Annotated in this window: 12 protein-coding genes; 9 read left to right on the forward strand and 3 right to left on the reverse strand. The window is 51.2% G+C overall.

Features of this window, described 5'->3' with window-relative positions; all coding sequences use genetic code 11:
- Nucleotides 1–68: 68 nt before the first annotated feature.
- Nucleotides 69–1,643 carry a glycoside hydrolase family 43 protein gene (locus tag ACYVIY_RS06490; RefSeq protein WP_460975486.1) on the reverse strand — a complete coding sequence of 525 codons (1,575 nt, stop codon included), beginning with the start codon at nucleotides 1,641–1,643 and terminating at the stop codon, nucleotides 69–71.
- Between the two features lie 333 nt (nucleotides 1,644–1,976).
- Here ACYVIY_RS06490 and ACYVIY_RS06495 point away from each other — a divergent pair, with 333 nt between their 5' ends.
- The 8 genes from ACYVIY_RS06495 to ACYVIY_RS06530 all read left to right on the forward strand — a co-directional run bounded on the left by ACYVIY_RS06495 (nucleotide 1,977) and on the right by ACYVIY_RS06530 (nucleotide 10,995).
- Complete coding sequence (locus ACYVIY_RS06495) at nucleotides 1,977–2,957, forward strand: MBL fold metallo-hydrolase (protein ID WP_460975487.1); 981 nt, start codon at nucleotides 1,977–1,979, stop codon at nucleotides 2,955–2,957.
- 153 nt (nucleotides 2,958–3,110) lie between these two features.
- A complete protein-coding gene (locus ACYVIY_RS06500; protein WP_460975488.1) occupies nucleotides 3,111–3,749 on the forward strand; it encodes a ribonuclease H1 domain-containing protein in 639 nt (212 codons plus the stop codon).
- Nucleotides 3,750–3,801: 52 nt separating this feature from the next.
- The gene (locus tag ACYVIY_RS06505; RefSeq protein ID WP_460975919.1) at nucleotides 3,802–4,461 is read left to right on the forward strand and encodes a tRNA1(Val) (adenine(37)-N6)-methyltransferase; all 660 of its coding nucleotides are present in this window, start codon (nucleotides 3,802–3,804) and stop codon (nucleotides 4,459–4,461) included.
- 105 nt (nucleotides 4,462–4,566) lie between these two features.
- Nucleotides 4,567–5,559, forward strand: a complete 993-nt coding sequence (locus ACYVIY_RS06510; RefSeq protein WP_460975489.1) for a glycosyltransferase family 2 protein — start codon at nucleotides 4,567–4,569, stop codon at nucleotides 5,557–5,559.
- A gap of 207 nt (nucleotides 5,560–5,766) precedes the next feature.
- A complete protein-coding gene (locus ACYVIY_RS06515; protein ID WP_460975490.1) occupies nucleotides 5,767–6,414 on the forward strand; it encodes an inorganic pyrophosphatase in 648 nt (215 codons plus the stop codon).
- Between the two features lie 173 nt (nucleotides 6,415–6,587).
- Nucleotides 6,588–8,357: a signal peptide peptidase SppA gene (gene sppA, locus ACYVIY_RS06520; RefSeq protein WP_460975491.1), complete on the forward strand. Its 1,770-nt coding sequence runs from the start codon at nucleotides 6,588–6,590 to the stop codon at nucleotides 8,355–8,357.
- 104 nt (nucleotides 8,358–8,461) lie between these two features.
- Nucleotides 8,462–9,664 carry a helix-turn-helix transcriptional regulator gene (locus tag ACYVIY_RS06525; RefSeq protein ID WP_460975492.1) on the forward strand — a complete coding sequence of 401 codons (1,203 nt, stop codon included), beginning with the start codon at nucleotides 8,462–8,464 and terminating at the stop codon, nucleotides 9,662–9,664.
- Between the two features lie 80 nt (nucleotides 9,665–9,744).
- Nucleotides 9,745–10,995, forward strand: a complete 1,251-nt coding sequence (locus tag ACYVIY_RS06530; protein WP_460975493.1) for an acyltransferase family protein — start codon at nucleotides 9,745–9,747, stop codon at nucleotides 10,993–10,995.
- A gap of 163 nt (nucleotides 10,996–11,158) precedes the next feature.
- Here ACYVIY_RS06530 and ACYVIY_RS06535 read toward each other — a convergent pair whose 3' ends face one another.
- A complete protein-coding gene (locus ACYVIY_RS06535; protein ID WP_460975494.1) occupies nucleotides 11,159–11,527 on the reverse strand; it encodes a hypothetical protein in 369 nt (122 codons plus the stop codon).
- A 244-nt stretch (nucleotides 11,528–11,771) separates the two neighbouring features.
- Between ACYVIY_RS06535 and bioB the strand changes: the two genes are divergently transcribed.
- Complete coding sequence (gene bioB, locus ACYVIY_RS06540; RefSeq protein ID WP_460975495.1) at nucleotides 11,772–12,767, forward strand: biotin synthase BioB; 996 nt, start codon at nucleotides 11,772–11,774, stop codon at nucleotides 12,765–12,767.
- 82 nt (nucleotides 12,768–12,849) lie between these two features.
- Here the strand turns inward: bioB and ACYVIY_RS06545 are convergent, their stop codons facing one another.
- Nucleotides 12,850–13,656 carry a hypothetical protein gene (locus ACYVIY_RS06545; RefSeq protein WP_460975496.1) on the reverse strand — a complete coding sequence of 269 codons (807 nt, stop codon included), beginning with the start codon at nucleotides 13,654–13,656 and terminating at the stop codon, nucleotides 12,850–12,852.
- Between the last annotated feature and the right edge of the window lie 25 nt (nucleotides 13,657–13,681).

The raw sequence follows: 13,681 nt of genomic DNA on the forward strand, positions 1-13,681 counted from the left end.
GAGGTAAGGTAGCCAGACTGTAGCGTAAGCAATGGACAGGTGTTAGCATATTTGGCTGACAAGCTAATTTAGGACTCGTCATAGTGAATCGACATTGCACTAATCTGGCTATTCGCCTGGTCTTTGCCACTAAGACCGATACCTACACGGGGTGCCCGGTCCCAGCGGGGCAGAAACGATCCATCTAACGCAGCATCGGTTATCCGAGTATACTTGCCTTCTTTATTGCGCCAGCCAAACTCATAAAACTGACCCCGTTGACTCCGAATTTCCAGCGTAATCGAAGAGGTACCTTCCGGTAACGGCTGTGTCTTTAATACGTTACGTGTTCCCGCCTTAATCTGCCAGAGTTCAAGCGATCCCTGCCGAATACCGAGTCCTAATTGGTTCTGGGCATCACCGTATAAGCACACGCTTTGGAGTAAGTCGGCCTGGGGAACGATGTCGGCCGACAGGGTATAGGTTCCTTTTTTAATGACAAGGCCCAGAAAAGTGCCAGCCTGGCCTGTGCCCTTGTTGACCAGTTGCAACTGACCCTGCTTGATGCTATAGGTTGGCTTGGGAAGACTCACATCCCACACCCAGGGAACATCGTTCCTAGCCTGGCTAAAGTTAACTGATAGGTCTGATTGACGCTTCTGCATCGTCTGCAGCGGTGACGCTGCCTGGGTAGGCGTTGAGTGCCCATACTGAAACGTGGGCCATTGACTTTTGTCATCCCAGATCAACTCACTCAGCACGCCCTGACGGCCGGTAAAGGTAAAATCGACGCCATCGTAGGCGTGGTGTAGGTAAAAGTAGCGCTGATCGGGCGTTACTACAACAGTTCCGTGTCCGGGGCATTTCCAGGCGTCGTCACTGATTAATAACGGGTTGTTAATGTATTTCTCCCAAGGTCCACGTAGTGTCTGGGCGCGGGCTACACCAACCTGATAGTTACATTGCGCTCCGCAACAGGCGTTGCCCGAATAGAGCATGTAGTAGTAGCTACCCCGTTTAAAAATCGCCTGGCCTTCAGCTCCTCCTTTTTCCCAGTTGTCTGCCTCCGCCTTGATGAGGGTAAACGCCTGACCCGTAACCTTGAGTCCGTCGGCCGACAGTTCCGCACCCAGAAGTTCAATGGACCTGCCTTTATCTAAACCATAGGCTTTCCAGGTAATGAAAAGTTTACCGGCCTCGTCGATAATAAACGGATCAATCGCTTCGCTCGTCCATTCCAGTAACAGGCCGTGATCAGTAAATCCTTTCGTCAGGTCGCGGCTCGTCGCAACGCCGATAAATGAACGCTGGTCACTTTTCCGCCGAGCCGTGTAATACACGGAATACGTGCCATTCCGGTAGAACAGCTCTGGAGCCCAGTAGCTGCCCATTGTCCACTGGGGAAGCTCATTAAACACGGGGCCAACGTAGCTCCAATTCACAAGATCTTTTGAGGTGTAAATAGGGTAGGCTGGTGCCCACTCCGAGGAGGTTCCAACGGCGAAATACGTGTCGCCAACCCGAATGACGGAAGGATCGGCAAAGTCGCCCGCAATGACTGGATTTGTGTAGGTAGACTTAAGGCTAGACGACTGAGCTGGTTGGGCTAAGGCTTGTGCGAGTATGGTCAGGAGACTGACAATGGTAAGAAGAAGGATTCTCATTTGGGATTATCTGAGGCTGAAAGGGAAGCTGATGGTAGATTTAGCAAAAGCTAATTATCGAGACGAAGATAAGTAGCTGGATTGACCGTTTCGCATAAACTGAGCATTCCGCTACGGCATCATAATTGATTACTGCGTTTAATCGTATCCGTTACGTATAAGGATACGGTCGGGCAGGTAATAGGGAGTATCGGTAGAGGTAACATCCGCCCATTGCAGGCGACCTTCGCAGTCCGTTATAGCTAGAATCTAAGTAGACTGGGGCCAGTAACCTAGTTAGCTGAACAATCTAGTAAGTGACTGGGTTGATACGTCTAACCAATCTTAACGTATATGGAAAGCCAAGTCGAACTCGATGTACCAGCTGATGCGAGTGCACCGTCGCCTTATGACGTAACAACCGACGTTCATGGTCTGAAAACCTTGTTTGTCAACGTCTTCTTTATTGGCCAGCCGGGTGCTGGTAATCCATGGGTGCTGGTAGACGCTGGTTTGCCGGGCTATACCGGTCAGATCAAGAAAAAAGCCGAACAGTTATTCGGGCCTAATGCGAAGCCTGATGCCATTGTGCTCACGCATGGACATTTCGACCACACGGGCTCGCTGAAATCTTTACTGAAAGAATGGGACGTACCGGTGTATGCGCATCCATTGGAAATGCCGTACCTGACGGGTAAGTCAAGCTACCCACCGCCAGATCCGGCCATTGGTGGTGGAATGATGTCGTATACCTCCTTCATCTTCCCGATTGGCCCCGATGATTACGGAGATAAAGTTAAACCTTTACCCGAAAACGGGACAATTCCAGAGTTGCCAGATTGGCGCGTGATTCACACACCAGGTCACGCACCGGGGCACATTTCGCTATTTCGAGATAAGGACCGCACGCTGATTGTCGGCGATGCCTTTGTTACGACAAATCAGAATGCGGCTTCGGCGGTGGCGACGCAACGCGAAGAGTTTCACGGCCCACCTGCTTACTTTACCTGCGACTGGCAGGCCGCGAAACAGTCGGTGCAGAAATTGGCTGCGCTGAATCCACGCGCTGCCGGAACAGGTCATGGTGTGTCCGTTCGGGGCCTCGATTTAGAGTTGGGTCTGAATCGGCTGGTACATAGCTTTGAAGAGATGTCGATCCCCTCGGAGGGGCGGTACGTAAAACAACCCGCGGTGACCGACGAGAATGGTATCGTCGATATGCCGTCGCCAATCTCGTACAACGTAGCGAGGGCACTCGGCTGGGGATTTGTTGCTGGGTTATTGCTCTATACGTTCTGGCCGGGCGGTAGCCAGGACGACGAAGACGACGATTAGAAAAAAGTAAAATAGGCATAAACCAGAAGCAGTTCAACTACGTAGTTGAACTGCTTCTGGTTTATGTAATAACTGGTAAACTATAATTTAAGTAAATAGAACAGAACAAACACCGGCTTGTCATTACTTTTGTAGGATTAAGTTGATGTGAATATGGCTCAGAAAAAGCCTAAGTTTTACGTTGTCTGGCGTGGTCGGGAGACTGGCGTGTTTGATACGTGGGAAGCGTGTCAGAAACAAACCGCGGGCTTCGATGGAGCTCTGTTTAAATCATTTGATACCAAAGCCGCTGCGCTTAAAGCCTATAAAGAGAAGCCCCATGTACACATCGGCCAGGTGAAGGCGGGTGGCTCAACAAGCCAGAAAATTCCGGGTTTGGTAGGCAACCCGATCGAAGATAGCCTGGTGGTAGATGCCGCCTGGAATACCGCTACGGGGGATATGGAATATCAGGGCATTTATTTAGCCACGAAGCAGAAAGTCTTTCTGAAAGGCCCTTATTCCGATGGGACCAATAACATCGGCGAGTTTCTGGCGATTGTGCATGCCCTCGCTTTGCTTCACCAGAAAGGCAGTAACATCCCGGTTTACTCCGATTCCAGAACGGCCATTGGCTGGGTAAAGAAAAAGAAAGCCAACACGAAGCTGGAAGAAACGCCACGTAACGCCGAACTGTTTGAACTGCTCGATCGGGCTGAAACCTGGCTGCAAACCCATCGGTACGCCAATCCGGTGCTGAAGTGGGAAACAACCGTTTGGGGAGAAAATCCGGCTGATTTCGGTCGCAAATAATCTGATTGTGTTTCGCTTCAAGCAATTTACCATTCAGCAAGATCGCACGGCCATGAAGGTGTGCACCGATGCCTGTGTACTGGGTGCCTACGCGAACGTAACCGGAACCCGTGTTCTGGACATTGGTGCGGGAACTGGCTTGCTGGCGCTGATGGCGGCACAGCGAAACACGACGGCAGTCGTTGATGCCGTTGAGGTCGATGAGTCAGCCTACGGACAGGCTGTCGAGAACGTAACGAATAGCCCGTTTGCAGATCGGATACACGTAACGCACAGCCGAATACAGGATTTCGCCCTTTCCGATATGTATGAGCGTTACGATTGCATCCTGACCAATCCACCGTTCTACACCAACCACCTCCGCTCTCCTGATGCCGCCGTTAATCGGGCCTTACATACCGACGAATTGCCGTTTTCAGACTTGCTCGAAGCGGTTGTTCAACTGCTACGAACCGATGGGCAATGGTGGGTTTTGCTGCCGCCATACGAGACCGGAAAGCTGACGGAGCTAGCCCAGGCTCATGGGTTAAGCCCTCACCTGCAGTTGTCGTTACGTCACCAAGCAACAAAGCCTGTTTTTCGGGTGATTACGGGCTTCTCATTGGCGCAGCAACAGGTAACGCAAGACGCACTGACTATTTACGAACCGGACGGGCGAACCTACACGGCCGACTTTCGTGAACTCCTGCGCGATTTTTACCTGATTTTTTAAATCTCTTTCCGACCTTTACCAGTGAATTGATGCGCTGTAATTTGCGTTTATAGAGTAAATCAGTCGCCAATACCCGTTTTTGGCGCATCGTTCGAAAATCAGTACATGACCCAATCGCTTCAACTTACCGTTCTCATTCCGCTCTACAACGAAGAGGAATCGTTGCCAGAATTACACGACTGGATCGTGCGGGTAGTAACGGAGCAGAATTATACGTACGAAATTTTATTTGTCGACGACGGGAGTACCGACGATTCATGGGCCGTTGTCGAGCGGCTGGCGAGCGTCAATGCGAACGTGCGCGGCATTCGCTTTAACCGCAATTACGGGAAGACAGCCGCCCTGCAAACCGGCTTTCAGGCCGTTCGTGGGCAGGTCGTTATTACGATGGATGCCGATTTACAGGACAGTCCCGACGAAATTCCGGAGCTGTACCGAATGATTACTGCCGATAAATACGATCTGGTGTCGGGCTGGAAGCAAAAACGCTACGACCCGCTGACTAAGACCTTACCTACCAAACTGTTCAATGCGGTTTCGCGCTGGATTTCGGGGGTGCAGCTCCATGATTTTAACTGCGGCCTGAAAGCCTATAAGCAGAACGTGGTGAAGTCGATAGCACCCACGCTGTACGGCGATATGCACCGAAATCTGCCCATCGTAGCCAAATGGAACGGGTTTAGCCGCATCGGCGAGAAGGTTGTTCAGCACCGCGCTCGTAAGTACGGAACCACCAAGTTTGGTCTCGAACGCTTTGTGAACGGCTTTCTGGACGTACTGGTCATTGCCTTCGTGCATCGTTTTAGTAAGCGACCCATGCACTTTTTCGGTACGTTTGGTACCTTATCGTTCTTTATCGGAACCGTACTCGCGCTCTGGCTTATTGTCGACAAACTGATCAATATTGCGCAGGGCGTGAAGTTTCGAAATGCGACCGACAATCCGCTGTTTTATTTTGGCCTGGTCGCCATTATCCTTGGCGTTCAACTATTTCTGGCTGGGTTTCTGGGCGAGATGCTGGTCCGGCAAAGCCTGAACCGGTCCGGAGAGTATCAGGTTGCCGAACGGGTTGGCTTTCTGGAGACAATGCCGGTCTAGTTAACAGGTGATGCCGCCTGGAAAAGAATGGCCCGTTTAAACGAAAAAACGCGGCTTATCCGTTTCCCTTCGTACTTTTGTGCGCATTCAGGGCATTCCGCCCGCTTTATGTCAGGCCATAGTGGCCATTCAGGACGTAAAGCGGGCGGAATGTTTGTTTTTGCTCTCCAACAAACACAGATTATTCCAGTTTTTTCTTAAAATCGTATGCAAGCATTTTTTGAGCCGACACAACTCGACCCGATGGCAAAAACTCCTTCAAAAGCACATCCCTGGCATGGTATTTCGCCCGGTGAAAACGCTCCGGACATCATTACGGCCTTTATTGAAATCGTACCGACGGATACGGTTAAATATGAAATTGATAAAGAATCGGGCTATCTCAAGATCGACCGCCCTCAGCAGTATTCCAACATTATCCCGGCGCTGTACGGCTTTGTACCCCGCACCTTCTGTGGCGACCGCATTGCTCGTTTAGCGTCCGAGCGGTCGGGTCGTCTGGTTGAGATGGGCGATGGTGACCCACTGGATATTTGCGTTTTGACCGAGCGCGAGATTACGCACGGCGATATTCTGCTGCAAGCCATCCCGATCGGTGGATTCCGCCTGATCGACAAAGGTGAAGCGGACGATAAAATCATTGCGGTCCTGAAAGGTGATGCGATGTTTGGTCAGTACGACGACCTGAGCGACTTACCCGAAGCGGTTGTAAAACGCCTTCGTCACTACTTCCTGACGTATAAAAACCTGCCTGGTGAGCCCGCCGTTATGGAACTGGCCAATATCTACGGCCGGGAGGAAGCGCTCGAAGTGATCCGCACCTCGATGCAGGATTACGCCGAGATGCCAGCTTAGTCGACTGGACAAGAACCTGACTCATGGATAGCCTGTGCGGAAGCATAGGCTTTTTCTGTTTTTCGACCACTTATCCGCCCAATGGCACACTTAACATTTTTCCTGCGAACTGGGTAAATCCTGGCGTATTTTTGTTCATTATGTGTAGTAAGCACACAACTCGTTTATGATTCATGCGACAGTTTCTTAAATACGTTCTAGCCACCATTATTGGGCTTTTATTGTTTTCGTTCATCGGCTTTTTGCTGCTCATCGGTTTTACGGCGGCTGTGTCATCATCGGCTGACTCCAAAACCGACGTGAAGGAAAATTCTGTGTTGAAAATTGACCTCGACAAGCCTATTCAGGAACGGGGTGCCGATAATCCGTTTGATGGAGCATTTGGCAGTTCTGGCGATGCGCTGGGCCTGATTGAGATCAAGCAGGCGTTGAAGGAAGCCAAAGAAGACGATAACATCGAAGGCATTTATCTGCAAACCGAAAATCCGAATGCGGGCTGGGCCACGCTCGAAGAGGTACGTAACGCGCTGATCGATTTCAAGCAATCGAAGAAGTTTGTGTATACCTACGCCGAGCGGATGACCGAAAAAGGCTATTACCTCGCGTCGGTTGCCGATAAAATCTACCTCAATCCAACGGGCGACCTGGAATGGAATGGCCTGAATGCGGAGCTTACGTTCTTTAAAGGAACGCTCGATAAGCTGGGAATTAAAGCGGAGATCTTCCGCGTGGGCGAATTCAAAAGTGCCATCGAGCCGTTTATCCGTGAGGACATGAGCGAGCCGAATAAGCGGCAGGTGACGTCGTTCCTGAGTTCAATCAACGACCACATGCTGGTACGAGTAGCCCAGAGCCGTGGCCTGCGCGTCGACTCCCTGAAACGGTATGCCGATAACCTGACCATTCAGACACCTCAGGATGCCTTACGGACCAAGCTGGTGACGAACGTCGGCTATCAGGATGAACTCGAAAGCGTGATTAAGAAGCAACTGGGTATCGATGAGAAAAAGAAGATCAACTACATCTCGTTCAGCAAATACCAGAAAGCGGAAAAAGGTGATGACGGAAGCAGCGAAGGCAGCGGCAAAAACCGTATAGCGGTCATCGTGGCATCGGGCGATATTAACTCAGGCAAGGGCGATGACAACAGTATTGGCTCGGAAACTATTGCCGAAGAGATTCGGAAGGCCCGGCTCGACGACAAAGTGAAAGCGATTGTGTTACGTGTCAACTCAGGTGGGGGAGATGGTACCGCTTCGGACGTCATGTACCGGGAGGTGGAACTGGCCCGTAAGGTGAAGCCCGTTATTGGCTCGATGTCTGATTACGCTGCTTCGGGCGGATATTACATGCTGATGGGCTGTAATAAGATTGTGGCTCAGCCCAATACCATTACGGGTTCCATTGGCGTCTTCTCGCTGCTGTTCAATACCGAAGGGTTTTTTAAAGAAAAGCTCGGCGTTACGTATGACCGGGTGAAAACCAACGCTAACTCCGATTTTCCGTCGGTTACGCACGAAATGACGCCGTTTCAGAAGCAGGTGATTCAGAAAGGTGCCGACCGGTTCTATACCATCTTTACCAGTAAGGTAGCCGCTGGCCGCAAAATTCCGGTCGATAGCGTGCGGGCCATTGCGGGTGGTCGTGTTTGGACCGGAACACAAGGGAAAGCCATTGGGTTAGTAGACCAGCTCGGGGGCTTGGATGATGCGATAAAACTAGCGGCCCAGACCGCAAAGCTGAACGAGGGTGACTACCGGCTGAAGTACCAACCCCGCAAGAAAGATTTCTTTGAGCAGTTGATGCGGTCGTTCGGCGACAGCGAAGATACGCAGGTTCAGGCGCAGCTCGGTGAGTTGGCTCCGTACGTAAAATACCTGAAGAAATTGAAGACGATGCAGGGCATTCAGGCCCGGTTGCCGTTTGAAATGGACATTCGATAGTAAGTTTGGTTTGCCTAATCGTTAGACCTACAAGACGTACGACTCTTGTAGGTCTTTTTTTGCCTGTCGGCTTTTTTTACCTTGCAACCCATAACGCCTGTTCGATGCAGACCCTCCCCGTTCATCTCGATCTGTTTGCGCTGGTCATGCTGCTGGGCGTAGCGCAGGCGATTTTCCTGGGTGTGTTCTTCCTGACGGGCAAGCGAGCCCAAAGCGTCGCCAATCGCTGTCTGGGTTTGTTTACGCTGGCTGTATCGGCCGTAGAGGGCGAGATCTTCCTCAACTACACCAACTACACGTTTCGGGCGTTGTGGACGGTCGATTTTGCCGAGCCGTTCAACTTCACGCTGGCCCCGCTGTTGTACTTCTACGTGTTCAGCCGAATCCACCAGCGGCCTCCCCAGTATTGGGCCTGGCATTTGCTGCCCTTTGGTATCTGGCTGGCCAACGCCGTTACGTGGTTCTATCAGCCCATTGAGTTCAGATACAACTCCTACTTGCATTCCTGGCATCCCGAACTTCCGTTTATACCCGTAAAGCCGTACCTGCACGAAGATTTCACGGGCCTGCGCGGGTATATCAATGAGATGACCTTGCTGAGCTGCCTGATTTATTCCGGATTGGCGCTGCTGACCATTCGAAACGCAATTCGCCGGAATCCCGCGCTGCGGTCGTCGGGCAAGCTCAACGTACTACGTATCCTCAGTTGGCTGTTCGCCCTGGTGCCCTTTCTGATTGTGCTGGTAAAACCGCAGTTCTACAACGACCTTGGCGACTACCTGCTGGCTACGTACATATCTGTCACTATTTACGCCATAAGTTTTCTGGTGATGCGGGGATCTGATTTTCTGAGCGTTGAGCCAGTAGTGAGTATAGCCGATCCGGTCGAGCTGCCTCAGCCTGTGACCGAACCCAGAAAGAAATACGAAAAATCATCCTTGTCGGAAGAAGTCGAAGAAGTTGTTCTGCAAAAGCTAACCCGACTCATGGCGGTTGAAAAGCCGTATCTGCAAAGCGATTTATCGCTGCCAAAATTAGCCAGTCGGTTAAACACCACTCCGCATCATCTATCCCAGTTACTGAACGACCGACTGGAGCAGAGTTTTTTTGATCTGCTCGCTACGTACCGCGTTCGCGAAGCTCAGGCGATTTTACAGGACCCCGCTACGTCCTATTTGAAAATTGACGAGATCGCCGAGCGAGTTGGTTATAACTCATCCTCCGCCTTTCACACCGCTTTTAAGCGCCTGACCAACCAGACACCGGCCCAATTTCGGGCCACGGCGACTTCGTCCCGGTCGGCATGAACTTCGTAATCGTCGGCAAATAGGCCATTCGGTGAGTTTCGAGCCCACTTTTGGGTCATCGAACCAACCCTGTGTTTCTAATGGCTCTTCCTGTGCAACCGAATCCGAATGTAACCTCCTTAGCGAACAATACCGCTGATTTAACCCGTATCACACCGGCCGAGCGGCAGCTGACCGGACGCCGGTACGATCTCGACTGGCTGCGAATTATCGCGATTCTGACCCTGCTCTTTTACCATACGGGCATGATCTACGTATCGTGGGGCTGGCATATTCAAAGCGCTGAAATCAGCAGGCCGTTTGAGTGGGTGATGCAGTGGCTGCACCGCTGGCGGATGCCATTACTCTTTTTCATTTCGGGCGCGGGCACATTTTTTGCCCTGCGTAAACGGTCGTATGGTGCTTACGCAGGTGAGCGCGTTCGGCGCTTATTCCTGCCGCTGGTGTTTGGTATATTCGTGGTTGTGCCTCCCCAGATTTACGTCGAGTGGCTATTTCGGGGTGGTACGGCATCCCGGAGGTTTACGGGTAGCTATGGTGAGTTCTACCCCGAAGTTTTCAAATTTCAGCCTTATCATGACGGGGGCACCGGTGGCGCGTTTAGCTGGCACCACCTCTGGTTTGTCGCGTATCTGTTTCTGTATGCCCTGATTAGCATTACCGTCTTTCGCTGGCTTAAGCAGTCGAGTGGTCAACGATGCATAGACCGAATTGGCCGCCTGATTGCCAAACCGGGAGGAGCCATGTGGCTGATGATCGTAGTAATTGCGCTTAGTCAGTATATGTTACGTCCGTTTTATCCTGACGAGACTCATGCGCTGATAAACGACTGGGCTTATTTTGTCGAAAACTTACTGCTGTTCTGGTTCGGTTACGTGTTGATTAGTCGTCAGGAGTTCTGGCAGCTTTTGACCGATCAGCGCCGGTATTTTTTAGCGGCTACCCTCGTGTTTACTGTCGTTTTATACGGTATGAGGATCGTATTCACGTACCAGGAAATCGACACCATCTTCTGGGTTGACTTTACGTATTTCACCAATGGGTTGTGCCTGATGGTGGCGTCCGTACTGGCTACGATTGGGTATGGATACCGTTATTTAAACGTTAACCGGCCCATTTTGCGTCATCTGAACGAAGCGGTGTACCCGTTTTACATCCTGCACCAGACCGTTATTGTCATCATTGGTTATTTCGTGCTGACCAGAACCAGCTTAGGGGTGTACGATGGATTTCTCGTTGTTAGCTTTTCTACCCTGGTGGTTTGTGTCGCTCTGTATCTGCTGTTGATTCGTCCGTTCAAAGTAACCCGCTTGTTTTTCGGCGTAAAATAAGGACGTAACGCAACCATCGCGCCACGGGTTACGTATGGACGATGTGCCCGCAGTGGGCATGTATCAACCTATAATGGTTTGCCGCAGGCATGACGCTCACCCGTCGGCCTGCGGTTTTTATTGGCTACTAATCCAGTAAAACGAGCTAGCTCATCTACCGAACCTAATATGTTATCCACCTCGTGCCGTTGTCAGTTCTAATCAATTCAGTGCTGCTGATAACCTTGAATCTAACGAGTGTGGGCAGACCGGATGCAGGTTGTATTTTAATCTGGTTATTGGTCCGAGTGTACGTACTGCGCACGATAATGTCTCCACCACCCAGTAACAAATTGACCTGGCCATTGGCTGAAAACATAATCCATTCCACACAGTTAAGTTCCTGATTAACGGATTGACGTTTCTGGCAATCGGCTTCGCTCACCAGATCATGTTTGTAGCGTTGCTCGGTTTGGAAAGGTTCTTCGCGGCAGGCGCTTGCTACCAATCCCATCAGCAGCAAAAACGGAGTAACTTGGCTACCAATTTTCATACACAGATAACATTTATGGCATGACCCTATGCAGGCTGAAAAGGTTGGAGTAGGAGGGGCTGCGTCTTTTTCAGTAAGCAGCTATCTCCGTCGCCAATTGACTGCAGTTCATCCGTAAATAGCAAACCGAAGCAGTCTGGCCAATTTTTATTGTCCATATCCCCCTGACCCCTTAACTTTACCCGTTCACGAGGCAGACTGACCGAGTGCTGCCTGCTTTCATTAAGCTATATAGTATAGGAATATGATTCGTACCGACTGGACACGCGCTGAAATCGCGGAGATTTATAATTCGCCTGTTCTGGAGTTGATCTATCAGGCGGCTACTGTTCATCGCCAGCACCACGACCCGCAGGAAGTACAGGTGTGCACACTTTTGTCGGTGAAGACGGGCGGCTGCCCCGAAGATTGTGCCTACTGCCCGCAGGCCGCTCGTTACCACACCAACGTAAAGGTGCACAAACTTATGGAAGTCGATGAGGTGCTGACGGCCGCCCAACGTGCTAAAGACACCGGAAGTACGCGCTTCTGTATGGGTGCTGCCTGGCGGGAAGTGCGCGATAACCGCGATTTCGACAAAGTGCTGGAAATGGTACAGGGCGTTAACGAAATGGGGCTGGAGGTGTGCTGCACGCTGGGTATGCTTACTGAAAGTCAGGCGCAGAAGTTGAAAGACGCCGGTTTATACGCCTATAATCATAACCTCGATACAAGCGAAGAATACTACGGAGACATTATCAGCACCCGAACCTACGACGACCGGTTAAGTACCATTGGGCACGCTCGTAAAGCGGGTATCTCAGTTTGTTCCGGCGGTATTATCGGTATGGGTGAAACGGAGGTGGACCGCATTGGTATGCTGCACACGCTAGCAACCCTGCCCGAGCACCCCGAATCTGTACCCGTCAATGCGCTGGTGCCGGTAGAAGGAACCCCGCTCGAAGACCAGCCTCGGGTGTCGATTTGGGAGATGGTCCGGATGATTGCTACGGCACGTATCATCATGCCAAAGGCGATGGTACGCTTGTCGGCCGGGCGCGTTCGGATGAACACCGAAGAGCAGGCGCTGTGCTTTCTGGCAGGCGCTAACTCAATCTTTGCGGGTGATAAGCTGCTGACAACGCCTAACCCTGACGAAGATGCTGACCAGCAATTGTTCCAGACTTTAAACATTCGCCCTCGGAAGGCTTTCAAGAATCAGGATCAGCCTAGTGTTGTCTTTGAGCAAATTCCTTTATAGAGCGTATGGAGTTACGATAATCATTAAAAAAGCCACCAGTTCGGTGGCTTTTTTAATACATGAAGAATTAGCTGATTAGCCGTTAGTTCCAGTTAGCTTCACCGTGGCTAAAGCGATCCAGAATAACTTCGGCGAGACTCGTTGCCTTCTGCTGCCGTTGTGCTGTTGTCCCTTTCATCTGCACGCCGACGTTTACAATATGATTGTTGAAAAGCACATGCAGCATGTTTTTGGCGGGTTCCCAAACGGCTTTGTCGCCAACACCAGGCATTGCTACGAACCGACCGGTGCTAACGGCGGGTTTTGTGAACTGAGCCGCAACGGGTGGTATGCCTGATACTGATTCCGATGAGTCGTTTGCTGGTGTCGCGTCGTCATCAACGTCGGCGGTAGCGCCACCTTTGGGTTCAATGGCTGGCCGCTCGGCTCCAGTTCCTTCCGGTTCAGGGCCGGTGTACGTAGGCTTCTGTTGCGTAGCGCCCATCTGACCAGATACGGGCCCCGCATTGTTCTGGAACATCTTATTGAATACGTACTCAGCCTGGTACATCGACTGATACGGTTTTGGTCCTCCAAACGAGATACTGACCGAGCCATTGGCCCACCGGAACTGACAGCCTTCCTGGCTATCGAGCGCTTCGAATTTATCGGTCGGTTTAATCTCAAATGCGTCTTCAATATACCCTTCGCTTAACGAGTTGCAGGGCTCATCGTAGCCAAAGCGGTGGTCTTCGCTGAGCATCCACACCCCCGACACCTCACGGGCTAAATCAGGATCACCCGTACCGGCGGCATTGTTCGTGTTGTCAGTATTAGTAGAGTCGTCGCCGGTAAAGCACGAGGTCAGACAGAGAAGTGGAAAAGCCAGTATGAGCAATTTGGTTTTCATAAATACAGAATAGCGGTTTCCTGTA

The organism is Spirosoma knui, assembly GCF_054780635.1.

Bases quoted from the DNA above. Each gene is read 5' to 3' on its own strand.
- ACYVIY_RS06510 (WP_460975489.1), top strand. From the start codon at position 4,567: ATGACCCAATCGCTTCAACTTACCGTTCTCATTCCGCTCTACAACGAA.
- ACYVIY_RS06505 (WP_460975919.1), top strand. From the start codon at position 3,802: ATGAAGGTGTGCACCGATGCCTGTGTACTGGGTGCCTACGCGAACGTA.
- bioB (WP_460975495.1), top strand. From the start codon at position 11,772: ATGATTCGTACCGACTGGACACGCGCTGAAATCGCGGAGATTTATAAT.
- ACYVIY_RS06530 (WP_460975493.1), top strand. From the start codon at position 9,745: ATGGCTCTTCCTGTGCAACCGAATCCGAATGTAACCTCCTTAGCGAAC.
- ACYVIY_RS06500 (WP_460975488.1), top strand. From the start codon at position 3,111: ATGGCTCAGAAAAAGCCTAAGTTTTACGTTGTCTGGCGTGGTCGGGAG.
- ACYVIY_RS06525 (WP_460975492.1), top strand. From the start codon at position 8,462: ATGCAGACCCTCCCCGTTCATCTCGATCTGTTTGCGCTGGTCATGCTG.
- ACYVIY_RS06515 (WP_460975490.1), top strand. From the start codon at position 5,767: ATGCAAGCATTTTTTGAGCCGACACAACTCGACCCGATGGCAAAAACT.
- ACYVIY_RS06495 (WP_460975487.1), top strand. From the start codon at position 1,977: ATGGAAAGCCAAGTCGAACTCGATGTACCAGCTGATGCGAGTGCACCG.
- ACYVIY_RS06535 (WP_460975494.1), bottom strand. From the start codon at position 11,527: ATGAAAATTGGTAGCCAAGTTACTCCGTTTTTGCTGCTGATGGGATTG.
- sppA (WP_460975491.1), top strand. From the start codon at position 6,588: ATGCGACAGTTTCTTAAATACGTTCTAGCCACCATTATTGGGCTTTTA.
- ACYVIY_RS06490 (WP_460975486.1), bottom strand. From the start codon at position 1,643: ATGAGAATCCTTCTTCTTACCATTGTCAGTCTCCTGACCATACTCGCA.
- ACYVIY_RS06545 (WP_460975496.1), bottom strand. From the start codon at position 13,656: ATGAAAACCAAATTGCTCATACTGGCTTTTCCACTTCTCTGTCTGACC.